The organism is Fibrobacter sp., from assembly GCA_017503015.1.
Lineage (GTDB): Bacteria > Fibrobacterota > Fibrobacteria > Fibrobacterales > Fibrobacteraceae > Fibrobacter.
Genome location: JAFVTX010000002.1, coordinates 30357 through 49142 on the forward strand (window position 1 = coordinate 30357; position 18786 = coordinate 49142).

At 49.3% G+C, this 18786-nt stretch carries 13 protein-coding genes and 1 pseudogene; 5 read left to right on the forward strand and 9 right to left on the reverse strand.

Annotation, left to right across the window (positions count from 1 at the left end; genetic code table 11):
• Positions 1-16 precede the first annotated feature (16 nt).
• The 4 genes from IKB43_00625 to cysT all read right to left on the reverse strand — a co-directional run bounded on the left by IKB43_00625 (position 17) and on the right by cysT (position 4184).
• A complete protein-coding gene (locus tag IKB43_00625) occupies positions 17-1243 on the reverse strand; it encodes an O-acetylhomoserine aminocarboxypropyltransferase/cysteine synthase (protein MBR2468650.1) in 1227 nt (408 codons plus the stop codon).
• 122 nt (positions 1244-1365) lie between these two features.
• The gene (locus tag IKB43_00630) at positions 1366-2424 is read right to left on the reverse strand and encodes an ABC transporter ATP-binding protein (protein ID MBR2468651.1); all 1059 of its coding nucleotides are present in this window, start codon (positions 2422-2424) and stop codon (positions 1366-1368) included.
• Between the two features lie 87 nt (positions 2425-2511).
• Positions 2512-3354, reverse strand: a complete 843-nt coding sequence (gene cysW, locus IKB43_00635) for a sulfate ABC transporter permease subunit CysW (protein MBR2468652.1) — start codon at positions 3352-3354, stop codon at positions 2512-2514.
• Complete coding sequence (gene cysT, locus IKB43_00640; protein MBR2468653.1) at positions 3354-4184, reverse strand: sulfate ABC transporter permease subunit CysT; 831 nt, start codon at positions 4182-4184, stop codon at positions 3354-3356. Before cysT ends, cysW begins: the two co-directional genes overlap by 1 nt.
• A gap of 142 nt (positions 4185-4326) precedes the next feature.
• Here cysT and IKB43_00645 point away from each other — a divergent pair, with 142 nt between their 5' ends.
• The 3 genes from IKB43_00645 (at position 4327) to IKB43_00655 (ending at position 11536) form a co-directional block, all read left to right on the forward strand.
• A complete protein-coding gene (locus IKB43_00645; GenBank protein ID MBR2468654.1) occupies positions 4327-4899 on the forward strand; it encodes an HD domain-containing protein in 573 nt (190 codons plus the stop codon).
• Positions 4900-5422: 523 nt separating this feature from the next.
• Positions 5423-10396: a RecQ family ATP-dependent DNA helicase gene (locus IKB43_00650; protein MBR2468655.1), complete on the forward strand. Its 4974-nt coding sequence runs from the start codon at positions 5423-5425 to the stop codon at positions 10394-10396.
• Positions 10397-10675: 279 nt separating this feature from the next.
• Positions 10676-11536, forward strand: a complete 861-nt coding sequence (locus tag IKB43_00655) for an ORF6N domain-containing protein (protein MBR2468656.1) — start codon at positions 10676-10678, stop codon at positions 11534-11536.
• A 92-nt stretch (positions 11537-11628) separates the two neighbouring features.
• Here IKB43_00655 and IKB43_00660 read toward each other — a convergent pair whose 3' ends face one another.
• Positions 11629-12678: a sulfate ABC transporter substrate-binding protein gene (locus tag IKB43_00660; protein ID MBR2468657.1), complete on the reverse strand. Its 1050-nt coding sequence runs from the start codon at positions 12676-12678 to the stop codon at positions 11629-11631.
• 242 nt (positions 12679-12920) lie between these two features.
• Here IKB43_00660 and bioB point away from each other — a divergent pair, with 242 nt between their 5' ends.
• On the forward strand, positions 12921-13871 hold the full coding sequence (gene bioB / locus IKB43_00665; protein MBR2468658.1) for a biotin synthase BioB: 951 nt from the start codon (positions 12921-12923) through the stop codon (positions 13869-13871).
• Here bioB and pdxT read toward each other — a convergent pair.
• Both pdxT and pdxS read right to left on the reverse strand, forming a co-directional pair.
• Positions 13860-14462 (reverse strand): pyridoxal 5'-phosphate synthase glutaminase subunit PdxT, encoded by a 603-nt coding sequence (pdxT, locus tag IKB43_00670; protein ID MBR2468659.1) that lies wholly within the window; start codon positions 14460-14462, stop codon positions 13860-13862. The genes bioB and pdxT overlap by 12 nt on opposite strands.
• Entirely contained in the window at positions 14462-15340 is an 879-nt protein-coding gene (pdxS, locus tag IKB43_00675; GenBank protein ID MBR2468660.1) for a pyridoxal 5'-phosphate synthase lyase subunit PdxS, read from the reverse strand. Before pdxS ends, pdxT begins: the two co-directional genes overlap by 1 nt.
• A gap of 139 nt (positions 15341-15479) precedes the next feature.
• Between pdxS and IKB43_00680 the strand changes: the two genes are divergently transcribed.
• On the forward strand, positions 15480-16904 hold the full coding sequence (locus tag IKB43_00680; GenBank protein MBR2468661.1) for a PLP-dependent aminotransferase family protein: 1425 nt from the start codon (positions 15480-15482) through the stop codon (positions 16902-16904).
• A gap of 63 nt (positions 16905-16967) precedes the next feature.
• On the opposite strand, the pseudogene IKB43_00685 reads toward IKB43_00680, so the two are convergent.
• Both IKB43_00685 and IKB43_00690 read right to left on the reverse strand, forming a co-directional pair.
• Positions 16968-17252: pseudogene (locus IKB43_00685) on the reverse strand (5-methyltetrahydropteroyltriglutamate--homocysteine S-methyltransferase).
• Positions 17253-17341: 89 nt separating this feature from the next.
• A complete protein-coding gene (locus tag IKB43_00690; protein MBR2468662.1) occupies positions 17342-18751 on the reverse strand; it encodes a hypothetical protein in 1410 nt (469 codons plus the stop codon).
• Positions 18752-18786 lie beyond the last annotated feature (35 nt).

Below are 18786 nucleotides of genomic sequence, written 5' to 3' on the forward strand. Positions count from 1 at the left end.
AGGCGGGCATCTCCGTTTAAATATTTTTAATCGCCTGTTCAAAATCTTCTTTCAAATCCCCGATGTCCTCAATCCCGATGCTCACGCGGATAGTCCCTTCGAAAACGCCCGCATGTTCCTTCTGTTCCTTGGAACTGTGCGTAAAGATGGTACTTTCTGGGTGAATCACCAGCGTGCGGATATCGCCGATATTGGTCGCGATGGTGGCGTACTTGAGCCCGTTAATCAGCTTGAACGCTCGTTCCTTCGTGCCCGCATCAATCGTGAGGATTGCGCCTCCCCTGCCACCAAGTTGCTTCTGCACCAGGTCGTAATAGGGGCTGCTTTTGAGGGCCGGATAGTTGACAGAAACGCCATCAAAACCCTGCAAAAATTCCGAGAGTTGCAGCGCGTTGCTGCAAAGGCGATCCATACGGAGTCCGAGTGTTTCAAGCCCGAGCGAATTCAGGAAAGAGGTCGCCGGGGCAACGCAGCAGCCCACGTTACGCCAGATTCCGTTGCGCAGTTTCGCGATGTAGGCAAACTTGCCGAAACGCCTGTATTCTTCGAGGCCCTTGTAGCGGGTGTAATTCCAAGGGAAGTTCCCGCTATCGACAATGAGGCCGCTAATCGCAGAACCGCTCCCGTTAATGTACTTCGAAGACGAATGCACCACGATATCCGCGCCGAAATCGAAGGGATGCACAAGATACGGAGTCGCCGTCGTGCTATCGACAATGAACGGGACGCCGCCCTCGTGGGCAGCATCCGCGACGGCCTTCAGGTCAACGACATTCAGTTTCGGGTTCCCGATAAGTTCGGTAAATACCGCCTTTGTCTTTTCGTTCAGCTGTTCGCGGACACTTTCGGCGGTCACTTCGGTAACGAACCGGGTCGTAATTCCGAACGCCTCCAGGTCGTGGAACAGGTCGATAGTGCCGCCAAAGAGCCCAGCACTCGCAATCACTTCGTCGCCCGCGTGCAAAATGTTCAAAAGCGAGATAGTCACTGCCGCCATGCCCGAAGAGCAGGCCACCGCGCCGATACCCTTCTCGAGTGATGCAATTCGGCGTTCAAAGGAATCGTTCGTGGGGTTCGCGATGCGCGTATATGCAAATCCCGGAGCTTTGTTGTTGAATACGGCTTCGAGTTTTTCGGCGGAATCCTGCGAAAAGGCGCTCACCTGGTAAATGGGCGCAAGCGTAGAACCGCTACATCGGTCGCTACCGAAATTCTGGTGCAATAAAGCAGTATTGAAATCCATTCAGAATGTCTCCGTACAATTTCCGTCCGCAGCCAAATATAGAACGGGATTTCACCCCCGTCCAATACTTAATTTTTATGCGGAATTATCAGTTTTTTCTATAGCGAAACCGCATCCGTTCGTTAAATCACCACCACCGGCTCACGCAGCGACTTGTTTTCGAGCAGGGTCGCGGTGTCGCCCTGGGTCACGAACATGCGGTAGATAAACACGTTCACGGCTTCGCCTACATCGATTCTCGGCTGGTCGAAAGACCGGCGGGCCGTAAGCAAGACCCCGTTCACGCGGACGCGCAGTTCGATACCGTAGCCGCGGAAATCCACTTCTTCCACAACGCCTTCTTCAGCGGAACTCTTGTATTTCTGCACTTCGTTTTTCTTGGTGACCTTCACGAATTCTGGGCGCACAATCGCATTCTCCGCATTTTCAAGGATGTCGAAACGGCGGAAATTACTATAGTCCTTAAAAATGCTGGGCTGGCCGAAGAACGATGCCGTAAAGGCGGTTTTCGGGTTGCTGTAAACCTCGTAGGGCGAGCCCACCTGCTCGATGCGGCCCCGGTTAGTGATGATGATTTCGTCGGCGACTTCAATGGCTTCGTCCTGGTCGTGTGTCACGAAAATGCTCGTGACACCGAGTTTCTGGATCATGCCCTTGAGCCAGCTGCGCAGTTCCTGGCGCACCTTCGCGTCGATTGCGGCAAAAGGTTCGTCGAGCAAGAGCAATTGCGGGTTGGGAGCGAGGGCACGGGCAAAGGCTACACGCTGGCGCTGCCCGCCCGAAAGTTCGCTGGGGTAACGTTTTTCGAGTCCGGAAAGGCCCACCAGTTCCAAGAGTTCGTGGACGCGTTCCTTGATTTCGTTGGCCGGCTTCTTCGCAATCTTGAGACCAAAAGCGATATTGTCGAAGACGGTCATGTAGCGGAACAATGCGTAACTCTGGAACACGAAACCGATACCGCGCTTGCTTGCGGGCACATTATTGATGACCTTCCCGTTGATGATGATTTCGCCGCTGTCCGGGTTCTCGAGCCCCGCAATCATGCGGAGAATCGTCGTCTTGCCCGAACCGCTCGGGCCCAGAAGGCCAATCAGCTTGCCTTTCTCGATGCCGACAGTTACATCGTCCGAGGCCTTGAAATTTCCGAAATGCTTGTTGATATGTTTGAGTTCGACGTACATAAAATCTCCTATTTCATAATCGTCATCCCCGCTGTCATTCTGGAGGGGCAAAGCCCCGATAGAATCACGGGGATCCAATTTTCAAGGCTATTTCTTTCTTCCCTTATGTTCAATGACGCTTCGAGCAACCAGAATGAGAATGGCAAGCATCACCAGTATCGACGCCACCGCAAATGCGGGCACGTACTGGAACTCGTTAAAAAGGATTTCCACATGGAGCGGGAGCGTGTTCGTCTTTCCGCGCAGGTGGCCCGAAATCACCGACACCGCTCCGAATTCGCCCATGGCGCGCGCCGCGCAGAGCACCACGCCGTAAAGGAAAGCCCACTTGATATGCGGAAAAGTGATGCGCCTAAAAATCGTAAAACCCTTCGCACCCATGAGCGCCGCCGCCTCTTCCTCGTCGGTTCCCTGCGATTCCAGTACCGGAATCAATTCACGGGAAATAAACGGGAAAGTCACGAAAATTGTCGCAAGCACAATTCCCGGCACCGCAAAGACAATCTTGATATCGGCATCCTGCAACAGCGGGAAAATCGGGCTCTGACGGCCAAACGTGAGCAAGAAAATGAGACCCGCAATAATCGGCGAAACCGTCACCGGCAAGTCAATGAGCGTCGCGAGAATCTTTTTCCCCTTGAACTTGAACTTCGTAAGGCTCCAGGCGGCACACAGCCCGAATACCGTATTGATGGCGACAGCAAAAAACGAAGCCTCCAGCGTAAGGAGGATCGCCTTGATGGTGTAATCGTCGGCAACCGCCTGGCTGTACACCGCAAAACCCTGCTTGAACGCTTCGGTAATCACCGTAATCAGCGGGAGGATAAGCATCAAGAAGACGAAAAGTAGGCTTATGCCAATCAGCGAATACCTGACAAGTTTCGAGCCTTTCGTATCGCGATGGAGAGCGTTCTGCGTCACTGCACTCATTAGCTACCTCCCTTGAGAATCTTGGCGTTCCTGTTCTGCACCACGTTCACCAGGAACAGCGTGATGAACGACGCCACCAGCATCACGAGGGCAATCGTCGTCGCGCTGGAATAGTCGTATTCCTGGAGTTCCGACATGATGATGAGCGGCGCGATTTCGGTTTCGAAGGGCATGTTGCCCGCGATAAATACGACGCTACCGTATTCGCCGAGGCAGCGCCCGAAAGCGAGCCCGAAACCCGTAAAGATGGCGGGAATCAGTTCCGGCAATATGACCTTCCAGAAAATCCTCGTGCGGCTTGCGCCCAGCACCCCCGCAGCCTCTTCGTAGGCGGGGTCCAGTTTTTCGAGCACCGGCTGCACCGCGCGCACCACGAAGGGGATGCCGATAAACACGAGCGCCACTGTAATGCCGATACGCGTGAATGCAATCTTAATGCCGAAATTCGCAAAAAAGCCGCCCACAAGGCCCGTGTCTGCTGTAAGGGCTGTCAAGGCGATGCCCGCTACCGCCGTAGGGAGCGCAAACGGGAGTTCTATGGTTCCGTCCACGATACGCTTGAGCGGGAACGTGTAACGCACCAGCACCCAGGCGAGAACCACGCCCATCACTGCGTTGATAAGCGATGCGATAAAAGCCGTCAAGAAACTCACCTTGAAACTCGAAAGCACCCGCGGCCGCGTGATGACATCGATAATCTCACTCGCGCTCATCTGGGCCGAAAACACGACCAGCGAAGCAAGCGGAATCAGCACCACCACGCTCAAAATCGCCAGGGTCACCCCCGTAGTAAGGCCGAAGCCCGGTATGACAACACTCTTTCTTTTCATAAACGTTGCCAAATATAGAACGGGCTTTTGGGTGCGTCTAATACTTAATATTTATGCTGAATTATCAATTTTTTCTATAACAAACAGGGTGCAATAGGCACCCCAAATTATTTATATTACCGACAAAAATTGGAGATTTAAAATGAGCCTGACCGTCGAACGCGCAAAAGAAATCAGCAAGGGCCACGTGACCGAAGAATCGCTGGTCATCCATTCCCTCAACGTATGCTACGCCATGGGCGCCATGGCCAAACACTTTGGCGAAGACGTTGAACACTGGCAAGCCGTGGGCTACCTGCACGATTACGACTACCAGGAATTTCCCGAAGAACACCTGCAGCACACCGAAAAGGAACTGCTCGCACAAGGCGTCTCCGAAGAAGACGTGCGTGCCATTTTGGCACACGGTTTTGAAATCGTGAACCAGGTGGAGCCCAAGACCAACATGGAAAAGAGCCTGTTTACCGTCGACGAACTCACCGGAATCATCCAGGCCTGCGCGAGAATGCGCCCCAACGGCATCCTGGATCTGGAAGTGAAAAGCTTCATTAAGAAGTTCAAGGACAAGAAATTTGCCGCCAAGTGCAACCGCGACTACATCCTGAAAGGCTGCGCCCTGCTCGGCATGGACGTGAAAGACGTCGCCGCCATCTGCATCGAGGGCATGCGCGAACACGCCGCAGAAATTGGGCTGGCAGGGAACGCCGGGGCATAATGTCGGAAAAATGGGCGTTCCCCGGCTTGTCCCCATCTGTCACCCTGGAGCCGCAGGCGATAGGGGCCATGCCGGGTCGGGCTATACTCGCTTCGCTCACCGAGCCTGTAGTCTCGGCCCCAAGGGGTAACTATCCCTAACGCAAAAGTCTCGTATCACTGAAAAAAGAATCGCGGTTTAGCCCCTTGACACGCAAAAACAGTGAGTATAGATTTATCGCATGACCTACTACTTTATCAGCGACTTGCATGTCGAATACCGCCATCAAGCGAGAATACACCGATAAACTAGGCAAAAAGCACCTGCTGCTGTGCAATCCCGTGGGCAACCCCGACGAGAAACCCTACGCAGAATATGGACTCAAACGGGAAGATTTCTTGATGGAAGTGGGGGGGGGAGGATTTTTTTGCTTAAAATCAAAACGGGACAAAATATCAAAATCCCCCCCCAAAAAACATCTTTTTCGGCAAATTTGCACATTTTTTATGTTTTTAACACCTAAATTCATTTATATTTCAGGTGGATGCCCGATTTTAGTAAGTTCTTATTTTTTGATTTGGAATATAATCCCGAAACACAGAAAGTCCGGGAATATGGCTTTATATTGGGTGAAGAATATGTTCGCGATAGGAATCCCGCCAAATTAGAATCGGCAGCTTTAAAAGCTAAGTTTATTGTTGGGCACAATGTACTGCGTCATGACGCCCCGATACTCCGGCAATATTTCTCTATCGATTTTCCGAACGTCAAGGCGCTTGACACATTGATGCTGTCGTCACTGCTATTCCCGCGCAAGCCGTATCACAAATTGCGCAAGGAATACCTGCACAATGAAGACGACCCGTCGGATCCGCTGGAAGATGCCAGACTCTGCAAAAAATTGCTAGAAGACTGCATCGAAAAATGGAAAAGTTATCCATGGCAACTTCAATATCTTCTCTTTCAATTTTTAAAAAACGAGCCTGGCTTTGCCCCATTTTTTGAACTGGTCGATGTCCCTAGCACGCTAAAGCTACGCCATAAAATAGCGGAAATACAGCGCTGGTTCACTTCTAATTACGAAAAAACAATTTGCTTGCGTCAAGATTTTCAAAATGAATGGAAGGCATACCGTGCAGAATGGTGCTTTCTGCTGACATTATTCCATGAAGAAGGCCCTAGCGATTATGTACCTTACTGGGTACGCTACCAATACCCCCATCTTGAAAACATTCTGCATCGTAGGCGTCTTGTTCCTTGCGGAGACTCCCAATGTCCATACTGTTCCGAACAATTGAGCTCAACGAAGCAGTTGAAAAAATGGTTTGGCTTCGATAGTTTCCGTTCCTTTAATGGGGAAAAGATTCCTCTTCAGCAACAGGTTGTTGAATCGGCCATGCGAGGGGAATCCCTATTGGCAGTCTTTCCAACGGGTGGTGGAAAATCAATGACTTTTCAATTGCCAGCCTTGATTGCGGGCACCCAAGTAGGCGCATTGACCGTCGTGATTTCACCAATTGTCGCTTTGATGAAGGACCAAGTTGACGTTCTGGAAAAGCGTAGGCAAATAGGAGACGCCGCCTATATAAACTCCATGCTTTCTCCCGCAGAACGAAAAGACGTTATCGAAAAAGTCAACAACGGCGAAAAGAACATTCTATATATTTCTCCAGAATCACTGCGTTCGAATACGACATTCAATTTACTGAAGCATCGTCGAGTAGAACGTATCGTTGTAGATGAGGCTCACTGTTTTAGCGGCTGGGGCCACGATTTTAGAGTCGATTATCTTTATTTGGCAGACTTTTTGAAAGACTTGCAAAGAGAAAAGAATCTAGAATCTCCGATTTCGGTGAGTTGCTTTACGGCAACCGCAAAGCAATCCGTTGTAGATGACATTTGCGGTTATTTCAAGGAACGCCTAAATCTTGAATTGGTAAAATTCGTTAGCCCCGCAAAACGTACAAACCTGACGTATAAGGTTATTGAATCTTCGGAGTCACCCAACGAACGGCGTAAGCAGTTAGTAAATATTCTTCGCGAATATAAAGGTCCCAAAATCATATATGCATCCAAGGTGAAGACGACAGAATCCTTAGCCGAAGAATTGTACAATCGAGGCTTCGCCAGCGCCTGCTATAACGGCAAAATGGAATCCGAAAAGAAAATGACCATTCAGGACCAATTTCAGAATGGCGAAGTGGATACCATGGTGGCGACAACGGCTTTCGGAATGGGCGTTGACAAGGACAACGTGGAACTGGTCGCTCACTACGAAATTTCTAGTACACTGGAAAATTATGTACAAGAAGCAGGCCGTGCGGGTCGTGACCCAAAATTGCAGGCCAGCTGTGTAGCACTTTTCAATCCTAAAGATCTTGACACGAACTTTCAAATTCTTCAACAATCTAAGCTATCTGCACAAGAGATCTCATCCGTCTGGAAAGTTTTGAAAAAAACAGCTGGCAACCAGAATCGCATAATCATGTCGGCTCTTGAAATAGCTGATTTATGCGGATGGACAGAAAAAGAAAATGACGCCAGTGTCAATACGACAAAGGTTAAGCTAGCCATTCTTGTTTTGGAAGAACAGGGATTCTTGAAGCGTAAGCGGAATAGAACTCAAATGTATGGTTCATCCATTTCGGTTGATTCTGCAGAAGAGGCCCGTGAAAGAATCGGTTCAGACAAGATTGAAATCACTAACTCAACCGAAAATATCGCATATCGCATAATTCATCACATCATCAGCAAACGATGGACCCGTTCTCCGGAATGCGCTCTTGACGAACTTACTGTAAATTTAGGCCTGACGCGCGAACAGGCAAATGATGGACTGCGGCTATTGAGAACGCTCAATCTTTTGAACGAGGAAGATGATTGGAGCGCCAGATTACAGAGAAAGGGTAACGATACTCCACGTTCACTCTTAAAAGCTGCATCTGAATTGCAGGAAGAACTGCTGAAAGCATGCGAAGGCAAGGGCGTTAATGACCGCTTTGTCATAGACATGACCAAACTCAATTCCCAGTTAAACCAAAGAGATGACTCTATCGGTGCTTCTACATCTAGACGGAATCTTTTCATTTTCCGTGGCATTCTGCGTTATTGGGCCCACGAAAGTGTCGCTGAAATCCATTTAGTAGAAGCAGGACATCAGGTTTATCAGATAGAATTTCTTGTTCCTCCTGAAAGTGTCAAGGAAAACCTCAAGAAGCAATGGCAGATATTTGACAAGGCCATTGATGCATTGACGGATATGCAAAAGGAACAAGCTCATAAAAATGGAAATATTGTCTGGTTCTCCTTAAATAGTTTAATGAGAAAAATGTACGGCGAGAAAGCTGTTGGCCGTATTGAGATGCAAAAGCAACTGGAGTATGCCCTTCTCTTCTTGCATTTAGTTGGATCCATTACACTGGACCATGGCCTTGTCGTTTTCTATACAGGGCTTGTTTTGGAGTTGAATCCAGAAGCAAAACAACGCAGTTTTACTCCTAAAGACTTTGAAATGCTTGATGCGCATTACAAGCATAAAGCAGAAGCGATTCACATTGTTGGTGAATATGCTAAGATGATGCTTACCGATGAACGAATGGCTCAGCAGTTATTAGGTGATTATTTCGTAATGGATATCGGTGATTTTCGTTTGAAGTATATGCAGGGAATAAAGCAGGAAGATTCCGTATCCGATGAACTGAAGCGGAAAATAGAAAAAGTTAATGACGAACAGCGTAAAGTCATAAAAAGCCGCAAGAAACATATCCTTGTAGGTGCCGGCCCCGGTTCGGGAAAAACGCACCTGCTAGTTCACAAAGTTGCTTCGCTTTTGTGGATTGAAGAAGCAAAACCTGATTCAATCCTGTGCTTGACATACACGCGCGCTGCATGCCGCGAGCTCAGAAAGCGCCTGTTTGATTTGGCAGGCCTGTTAGCTGCAAAAGTAACCATCACCACATTCCATTCACTCGCTTTCTCTATACTTGGCGTACAGGGAAATAAAAAGGCACTTGAAAATGCTGACGATGTTGTTTCCAAAGCCGCTGAACTTCTTGAATCCGGAGAAGACGTTGGCGTAGGTGCCCCCGGTGTTATTCTTGTTGATGAATTTCAGGATTTGTCTGCAGGAGAATACCGCCTATTGCGAGCTCTTTATGATTTAGGAGAAAAAGATCCCCGCGTTATTGTCGTTGGAGACGATGATCAAAGTATTTTTGCTTTCCGTGGAAGTTCTTCTCAGTATTTCCAAAAATTTGCCGATGAATTCCCGAATACCGAAAAATTCTATTTAACGACAAATTACCGCTCTGTCGCTGAACTTGTACGAGCAAATGCAAAATTGCTTGACTTGATGACAGAACGCGTAAAAGAAGGCTCGCAACAGTTTGCATTAAAACAAGACAAGGCGTCGCTAGCATTCTATGAAGAAAGTGACAAGGCTACAGCCGCTTTTGCTGCAGCAGAAATTCTGGCAAAAAAATTTTTATCAAATTCAACAGAGTCCTATTGTATTTTGACGAGGGATAACGCGGAAGCCTTTTTGGCTGCTGCGAAATTAGAAGAAAAAAATGTTCCATATCGCCTTCTTAAAGGGCGAGACAAGGACAAATGTCCCGTTGAAAAAACACGAGAAATTTTAGGATTCAGCAAAATACTCCAGGAGGACCCGCGCGTAGGTAAATTCCCGTGGAGTGCAAAAGAATTCAGACGACTTGCAGACGATTACAAAACAAACCATAAAACAGAAAGTTCTTTTGAATTGCTAGATGCATTAGTAAATGATTTTATAGAGACCGAAACGGCTTGCGGCGAAGACGAAATCACATTAGGTGATTTCAACCAGTATTTGAGCGAAGTGTCGTATAGCGACTTTGCTACGAAAAACATGGGTGCGGTTTCTATAGGGACAATGCATAGCGCAAAAGGACTTGAATGGGATAATGTAATCCTTGCGCTAGGATCGTGGGCATTGAAAGATGCCGACGACAAAACAGCACAAGAAAATTATCGTCTGCTTTACGTTGCTGCGACACGAGCAAAGAAATCGCTAACTATTATTGGCGCTGAAAAAATGCTGCCGCAAGAATGGTTAAGTCATTTTGTCAAGCAAGGCAAAATCACTAACATAGATATTCCGAAGGTATTGCATATTGAAACGGGGCTCAGTGACATGGCTTTGGGACAGTATCTGAAAAAAGGTGATTCTAGCGATGTTTTTGTTGAAAAGCTACAACAGGTGTTAGAAAAAGAATCGATAGGAACATCCCTTTCCGTAGAACTTCATCCCAAAACAGGAAACTACTGTATAAAACAAGGTTCACTTTATTGGGCATGGTTCGCAAAGGATTTTACTGGCGGCCTTGTGAAAAGCCTGGCAAAGAATATCCTTGTTCCACAAAAGGCTATTCTTTCGCAAGTTGTTCGCTGGACATCTGAAGACGGGCAAGAAACCTGGGTGCCGTTGTTTAGAGTGGAATTCGCAAAAAAAATAATCTCTCGATCGTCGCAAGAGATATGACAAATCATTGAAAATGTATCGGATTTGAGTTGTCAAGCATTCCTTGACAACTCAAAAGCGGTGCGTTGCGGGCTGGCGTCTGAGCCCCGCAGAAGGGGAAGGCTTTTCCCTCCTTTCAGAATTTTCCCACAAAATCGCCCGGACCTATTGACAATCGTGGTTTCCGAAGCTATATTTAGTGCACAAGTGTGTAGTTTTGGCGTTTTTTGCTTGTTCGCCAAAGGAGTTGATGATGAAAGACATTGAGCATGTCGCCTTGAACCTATTGGATAGGTCCGGATTATTCGCGATAAGCAGGTGCTGCTGGACAGCGATCTTGCGATTCTTTATGGGGTTGAAACCAAGCGTATCAACGAACAGGTAAAGCGTAATATTGAGCGCTTTCCAGCAGAGTTTTGTTTTCAACTAGACAAACTGGAGTTTGAAAATTGGAAGTCGCAATTTGCGACTTCCAATTCAGACAAGATGGGATTGCGAAAGGCGCCCTTCGCCTTCACCGAGCAGGGGGTGGCAATGCTTTCTGCCGTACTGCATAGCGAAAAAGCCATAAGGGTCAGCATAGACATTATGAAGGCATTCGTTGCGATGCGACACTACATGATGCTGAATGGTGGTTTCGTTAATCGCCTTGCCAATGTGGAAAGTAAAGTAATCGATCAGGATGCGCGGTTGCTCGATCACGAACACAAATTTGATACCATTTTTGAGGCGATGGACCGCGGCGAGCTCAAAACCAAGGGCATTTTCTACGAAAGTCAGGAGTTTGACGCCTATGCTTTTGCGTGCGGCTTAATCCGCCAGGCGCAAAAAAACATTGTGCTTGTGGACAATTATGTGGATGAAACGACTCTTTTGATGATGCTCAAGAGGAAAAAGGGCGTCTCGGTGACGATTTATACCTACAACAAGAGCAAAATTTTTGAGCTAGACCTCCAGAAATACAATGCGCAGTATGCCGACTGCCCCATAACAATTCTTCCAAATACAAATACTCACGATCGCTTTCTGTTTATAGACGAAACTTCGTATCACTTTGGAGCGTCTCTAAAGGACTTGGGGAAGAAAACGTTCTTCTGTAGCAAAGAAGACTTCACCTTGGAAGAGGTACTGAAAGAAACGCAAAACAAAAGAATCCGCTAAAAAATCCCCGCTCCGAAGAGCGAGGATTTTTGCTATGACAATTTGGCTCTAGATTCTATCGCCTCTTCGAGGCTCCAGAATGACAACCTGGCTTACTTCTTTTCGTAAATCTGGTCGAAGACGCCTCCGTTGGAGAAGTGCGTTCCCTGTGCCTTGTCCCAACCGCCGAAGTGCTCGATAGAAATCAAGTTCACGTTCTGGTCGAATTCCTTGTACTGGTCGAGAATGGCCTTGTTGGAGGGGCGGTAATGGTTCTTTGCGGCAATGTGCTGGCCGTCGTCGCTGTAGAGGTAGTTCAAGTACTCGGTGGCAAGTTCGCGGGTGCCGCGCTTGTCGACCACCTTGTCCACGATGGCAACGGAAGGTTCAGCCAGAATGCTGATGCTCGGGATTACGATTTCGTAGTCGTTCGGGTAGTCCTTGAGAGCGAGGAAGGCTTCGTTTTCCCATGCGAGAAGCACGTCGCCCTGGCCGTTTTCGATAAAGGTCGTGGTGGAGCCACGTGCACCGGAAGCGAGCACGAGCACGTTCTGGAACAGTTTCTTGATGAAGTCCTTGACCTTGGCCTCGTCATTGTTGTACTGCTTTTCGGCCCATGCCCAGGCGGCGAGGTAGTTCCAGCGTGCGCCACCGGAAGTTTTCGGGTTCGGCGTGATGATGCCAACGCCCGGCTTCACGAGGTCACCCCAGTCCTTCAGGTTCTTCGGGTTGCCCTTGCGGACCAGGAACACGATGGTGGATGTATACGGGGAACTATTCAGCGGGAATTCCTTGACCCAACCGTTTTCGATGAGGCCCGCGTCGCGCACTGCGTTCACGTCGAATTCGAGGGCGAGAGTCACCACGTCGGCTTCGAGACCGTTGGCCACTTCCAGAGCCTGCTTGCCGGAACCGCCGTGAGACTGCGTGATTTCCACTTCGCCACCGGTCTTTTCTTTCCAGTGCTTCTTGAAGACTTCGTTGTAGTTCGCGTAGAGTTCGCGGGTCGGGTCGTAAGACACGTTGGTGAGCGTCTGCTTTTCAACCTTCTTGACGGAAGTTTCGCTCTTCTGCTCGTCAGAAGATGAGCATGCGCTAAAACCGATAGTTCCCGCAATCAGGAGACTTGCCGCAATGGCGGACTTGACAAAATTCTGATTCATTCTTATACCTCGCTTGTTTATTGTTTTTTGTTTGTTGTTTTTTGTGCGCCGAAATATAGAACCCGTTTTTGCCATTGTCCAATACTTAATTCTTATGCGGTATTATCGGATTTTTTTATAAGTTCCGAACGCAAAATAGCCTTTTGCTATCGGCAGGTATAAGAAAATAGTATAACGCCAGATATTGTGCCGCAAAAAACCGATTTGTATTTTATAGTATCATCTTTTTTATTTGGTTTAAAATGTCTTTAACCCGCGAAGAAGCTCTTAATATTCTGAATACCAATGCAGAACTCTTGCCTGCGCTTGTTGAAAATGCATATAAATTGCGCGCCAAGTACAAAGGCAACCGCGTAAACATCCAGTTGCTCACCAATGTCCGTAGTGGAAACTGCACGCAGAACTGCGCGTATTGCGCCCAGTCCCGCGATTCCGAAGCACCTATTGAAAAGTACCGCTATGTAGAGGATAAAAAACTCTATGGCGACAACGATCTTGTTGACGAAATGCATTTGGCGAGGCACTGCATCGGGCTCAGCGGCATCCGCTTTGCCGACGACGATATCGAAAAACTTGCCGAACGCATCCGCAGGATGAAAAAGAATGACACGCAAATCTGTTGTTCCATCGGGTTCCTGACCGAAAAGCAGGCTTTGATTCTTAAGGAAGCGGGGCTGAACCGTATCAATCACAACTTGAACAGCAGCCGTCGTTTTTATCCGAGCATCTGCACCACGCACACTTACCAAGAACGAATTGACAACCTGAAAATGCTGAAGGGTCTCGGCTTTGAAATTTGCTCCGGCGGCATCATCGGCATGGGTGAAACGCCCGAAGATGTCGTCGATATGCTTTTCGAACTGCTGGAAATCAATCCCGACTCGGTGCCCATCAACTTCTTGCTTCCGGTAGAAGGCACGCGCCTAGCGAAGCGCGACATTTCAGCTCTCACGCCCGAATACTGCATCAAGGTGCTTTGCCTTGCGCGTCTGATGCTCCCGAAATCGGACATCCGCTGTGCCGCCGGCCGCGAAATGTATTTCAAGGGACACGAGAAGACGCTTTTCAAGGTGGCCGATTCCATATTCGCGTCAGGCTACCTCACCGAAGGCGGCCAGAGTCTCGAAGAAACATTCCGCACCATCGAGGCGGCGGGCTTCACCTGGCAAGTGGAAAGCGAATCATCCCACTAGCTTCAAAAAATACTGGTGGATGCTAGTGTCGCTATTGAGTTCCGGGTGAAATGAAAGTGCGATCTGGTTCTTGTAGCGAACGGCAACGATTTGCTCGGGAGCATCTGCAGTATTTGAACTTGCCGTACGCGAAAGGACTTCGATGCCTTTGCCGACTGATTCAAAGAAGGGCGCGCGAATAAAAGTCTGCGGAACTTTTCCGACGTGCGCGACTTCGTTTTCCGTAAAGAAGCTGCCGAGTTGCCGACCGTAGGCATTGCGGCGGATAATCGCGGGGAACGTCGCGAAATGCGCCTTGTTTTCGCCTGCAATTTTTTCGGCAAGGAGGATTGCGCCGGCACATGTTGCAAGCACAGGCAGGCCTTCGACAATCTTTTTTCGAAGAGGCTCGAAAAGCCCCAAATCGTGGAGCAGCTTCCCTTGCACGGTACTTTCTCCACCGGGGAGTACGAGACCGTCTAAATGGCGGTCAAGGTCGCGTAACTGCCTGATTTCAAATACTTCGGCGCCCAGCGATTTGAGGATACGTTCATGTTCAATGAACGCCCCCTGCACCGCGAGTACGCCAATTTGCGGTTTGATAATTCCCATTATTTTCCCCTTTCGGCCATCAGCAGCGCGATTTCCTGTTCGTTGATACCGACCATGGCTTCGCCCAAGTCTTCAGAAAGTTTGGCGATAAGCTTTGCATCGGTGTAATTGGTAACTGCCTGTACAATGGCGGCGGCGCGCTTGGCGGGGTTACCTGACTTGAAGATTCCGGAGCCTACGAAAACGCCTTCGGCACCGAGTTGCATCATGAGGGCGGCATCGGCGGGGGTGGCAACACCACCGGCAGCGAAGTTCACCACGGGGAGTTTCTTGTGGTCGTGAACGAAGCGCACCAGGTCGTACGACACCTGGAGTTCCTTGGCACGGTTAAAGAGTTCATCTTCGCGCATGTTCGAAATGCGGGCGATTTCCTGGTTCATCAGGCGCATGTGTCGTACGGCCTGGACGATGTCGCCCGTACCCGGCTCCCCCTTGGTACGGATCATCGACGCTCCTTCTTCAATACGGCGCAGCGCTTCGCCCAAATCCTTGGCGCCGCAAACGAACGGCACATCAAATTCTCGCTTATTGATGTGGAAAATGTCGTCGGCAGGAGAGAGCACTTCGCTTTCGTCGATGTAGTCGATCTCGATGGCCTGCAAAATTTGCGCTTCGGCAAAATGACCGATACGGCATTTGGCCATGACCGGGATAGAGACGGCGTCCTGAATGCCCTTAATCATCTTGGGGTCGCTCATGCGCGATACACCGCCCGCGGCACGGATGTCGGCAGGAATGCGTTCCAGGGCCATCACGGCGGCGGCACCTGCGGCTTCGGCAATTTTGGCTTGTTCGGGGGTAGTCACATCCATAATGACGCCACCCTTGAGCATCTGGGCAAGGTTCTTGTTGAGTTCGTAACGGTTCTGGTCAGACATGTACATCTCCTTGAAAGTGATTGTTTTGTTTACGACGCTTAATTTAAAACATTCGCTTGACCTGCACAATATTCAGTTTTTTACTATTTTTATAAGGTCAGTTAAATATCAGATTAACAATATTAATAAGGTCAGTTTAATGTTCACTTACGATATGTCCAAGGCGGGAGCAAATAGCCTCTACCATTACCTTTATCAATGCATCAAAAAAGATATCGTAAGCGGAAACGTCCTTGCCGAAGAACAGCTCCCTTCCAAACGTAACCTCGCGCAGAATCTTGGCGTTAGCGTCGTGACGGTTGAAAATGCTTACGCACAGCTCCTCGCCGAAGGTTTCATCTACTCGCTCCCTAAAAAGGGCTTCTTTGTTGCGGACATTAATGCCGCAGCTAATGAACAAGCCCATCGGAATCGCAAGAAATCTCGCACACGCAGGCTCCGCGCAGAACTCTCCGACGAATCAGAACATGTCAACCCGAAATATATCGCCGACTTTGCAAGTAACGGTTCCGATATCGAGGCGTTCCCCTTTACCACTTGGGCAAAAATCACTCGCGAGGTCCTTTGCGAAAGGCAAAATGATATGCTGCAAGTTTCTCCGGGAATGGGCTCGCTAGAACTTCGCCGAGCCATTGCCCGCATGCTCCGCGAATTCAGAAATATCCAGGTATCGCCCGAACAGATTGTCATTGGCGCCGGAACTGATTACCTTTATGGTTTGCTAGTACAATTGCTCGGATTTGACAAGTGCTATGGCGTAGAAGACCCTGGTTGGAGCAAAATATCGAAGCTCTATAGCCAATACGGCGTCAAAGTTCGTCACGTCCCTATTCTGAACGATAACTTTGTGGACTCGGTCGCAGATTTCGGCGTTGACGTGATGCATATTTCCCCTGCCCATCATTTTCCGACAGGAAAGGTGATGCCCATTGGCGAGCGTTACCGCTTGCTCAGCTGGGCTACTGAATCGCCGAGACGCTACATTGTAGAAGATGATTATGACAGCGAATTTCGCATGACAGGAAAGCCTATTCCTGCGTTGCAAAACATCGATGTTTCTGAGAAGGTGATTTACCTGAATACATTCTCCAAAACGATGACATCTGCGATTAGGCTTAGTTATATGGTGCTCCCGCCGCATCTTGTCGAAAAATTTCATCAGAAACTTTCGTTCTACTCTTGTTCCGTATCGAATCTGGACCAGTACGTCATGGCTAAATTCATCGACTTGGGCTATTACGAGACTCACATCAACCGCATGCGTAACCTTTACCGCGCCAAGCGCGACGCGCTGCTGTCGGCAATAAGAAAAAGCAGGCTTTCAAGCGTTGTTCGCATTTATGAAGAAGATGCCGGTCTGCACTTTATTTTGGAAGCGTCAATAAAATGTTCTGATTCCGATTTTTGCAGGCAGCTGCGCCAAAAAGGCGTTAACATCAAGGCCCTTTCGGAATACTATTTCGAAGCGCAGCCCTCTGTGCACAAGTTCGTCATTAACTATTCCTCGGTGGATAAGAGGAATGTGCAAAAGGCGGTGCAGGCTTTCGCATTGCTCTGTAAGTAAAGAACGCCCTTGGCGTTTAATAACGTCGAGGACGTGTTTTGCGAGTCGAGATGCAAAAGCGACTTACTTTTCGTTGCGCAATTTCTTTGCTGCCGCCACGAGATTCTTGAGGCTTGCCGTGGTTTCGATTTCGCCGCGGGTCTTGAGGCCACAATCGGGGTTTACCCACACGTTTTCTTGCGGCACCTTCGCATGCACCAGGCGGAATGCGGGAATCGCCCAGTCGAGGTATTCCTTGTGCCAGTCGCTCTTGCGGAGCGGCAGCTTTTCGCGGAGGGCGGCTTCGTCAATCTGGATAATGCGAATGCCGTTCTTTTCGAGGTCAAGGACTTCATCGCGCTACGCCAAAGCCTACATTGCAGCCCTTTTAAGGCATTGTAAATAAAAAAAAGACCCCCGGCGCGGGTTACGCCAGGGGCAGGTTTTTGGAGTTGTGATTATTGGATGCTTGCGGTAAAGCGAGCGGCGATGGCGACATCGGCGATTTCATTTTCGCTGTAGGCGCTCAACTGAATTTTGCTGTGCTTGCCGAATTTCTTGATGAGGCTTACCGTCCAGGCGAGTTCGTCGGCATCCTTGTTCAGTTCGTCGCGGTCCTTGAAGTATTCAAGTTCCGCGTAAAAACTGTTCAAGATACCTGCGGTCGGAATTTCGAGACCGACGAAAAACGGAGTGTAATCGGAGCCCTGGGCATATTCAGGCTTGATGGCGTTTGCGGCCGTTAAATCTTCGCCGTCACCCGTGGTGATGTAGGCGACTTCACCATAAACGCCAAGGTTCTTGAGGAGGTAGTAGCTTGCGCGACCCGCAATGCGGTGCGTCACTTCGGCAGTGTGCTGGATTGGGTCAAGAACGTTTCCACGGTAGGCAGCGCTGATTTTTGCATCGCCGAGCTTGAGGGTTTCTTCGGCGCGGAGGTAGCCGGTGTCGAACTTACTGTCGTATGTACCGAGCAACAAGCTGAAGCTGGAAACGCCTACATCATAGCCGATGCCGAGAGCATCATGCTGGTAATCGCGGGCAAGGAATCCGCGCTTGCTCAGGTGCACGTCCACGTAGGTACCGAAGTTACCTGCAACGGTCCAGTCCGTACGGAAACGACCGAACTGCGTGCTGAAATTACCGAAATCAGAGTTCCACTTGTACTTGGCGTAGTAGGTATCGGCGCTAATCTTGTCCTGTGCCGTTTTTGTAGCCTTGACATTGCCGTCTTGATCAACGGTCACGTCGGTCACGTTCTTGTTGCCAAAGGCCGGAGAGAAAATACGAATGTTGATTACCGCTTCAAAGTCATCGGAAGAATACTTTCCACCGATGTTTGCACGCAAGAAGGAATTGTCAAGCGTATTGTCGGCATCGTTATCGTAAACGGCCTTAATGGCCTGGGCCTGCACGTTTCCGGTAAGCTTGAAAGCGGGTTCCTCTTTCGGTTTTTCAGGCGCGGCAGTTTCGGCCTTGGGGGGTTCCGCTACGGGAGCTGTAGCTGCGGGAGCTGCTTCTGCAGAAGTTTCATTTGCAGAGGCAACGGGTGCTTCGGCAGGTGCTTCCGCAACAGGAGTTTCAGCGACGGGAGTTTCGGCAGGGGCTTCTTCCACGGGTGCGCTTGTGGCCTGAGTTTCCGGAGCAGCAGTTGCTTCGGGAGCGGCGGTTGCTGAGCCGGTTGATGAGCTTGCCGAATTAGTCGAAGCATCGGCAGCCGGAGTTTCTGCTGCCGGGGCCTCAGCGGCAGGGGCCGCGGCCACAGGAGCTTCTGCTGCGGGGGCAACATCCTGTGCGAAAACGTTGGAGGCGAAAAGGGAAGTCGTAATGGCCGCTGCGGCGGCGAACTTTGCAAAATTATGATTCATTCTTAAACTCCTTGGTTATGGTTATTTTTTTAGTT

Bases quoted from the DNA above. Each gene is read 5' to 3' on its own strand.
- IKB43_00625 (MBR2468650.1), bottom strand. From the start codon at position 1,243: ATGGATTTCAATACTGCTTTATTGCACCAGAATTTCGGTAGCGACCGA.
- IKB43_00630 (MBR2468651.1), bottom strand. From the start codon at position 2,424: ATGTACGTCGAACTCAAACATATCAACAAGCATTTCGGAAATTTCAAG.
- cysW (MBR2468652.1), bottom strand. From the start codon at position 3,354: ATGAGTGCAGTGACGCAGAACGCTCTCCATCGCGATACGAAAGGCTCG.
- cysT (MBR2468653.1), bottom strand. From the start codon at position 4,184: ATGAAAAGAAAGAGTGTTGTCATACCGGGCTTCGGCCTTACTACGGGG.
- IKB43_00645 (MBR2468654.1), top strand. From the start codon at position 4,327: ATGAGCCTGACCGTCGAACGCGCAAAAGAAATCAGCAAGGGCCACGTG.
- IKB43_00650 (MBR2468655.1), top strand. From the start codon at position 5,423: ATGCCCGATTTTAGTAAGTTCTTATTTTTTGATTTGGAATATAATCCC.
- IKB43_00660 (MBR2468657.1), bottom strand. From the start codon at position 12,678: ATGAATCAGAATTTTGTCAAGTCCGCCATTGCGGCAAGTCTCCTGATT.
- bioB (MBR2468658.1), top strand. From the start codon at position 12,921: ATGTCTTTAACCCGCGAAGAAGCTCTTAATATTCTGAATACCAATGCA.
- pdxT (MBR2468659.1), bottom strand. From the start codon at position 14,462: ATGGGAATTATCAAACCGCAAATTGGCGTACTCGCGGTGCAGGGGGCG.
- pdxS (MBR2468660.1), bottom strand. From the start codon at position 15,340: ATGTCTGACCAGAACCGTTACGAACTCAACAAGAACCTTGCCCAGATG.
- IKB43_00680 (MBR2468661.1), top strand. From the start codon at position 15,480: ATGTTCACTTACGATATGTCCAAGGCGGGAGCAAATAGCCTCTACCAT.
- IKB43_00690 (MBR2468662.1), bottom strand. From the start codon at position 18,751: ATGAATCATAATTTTGCAAAGTTCGCCGCCGCAGCGGCCATTACGACT.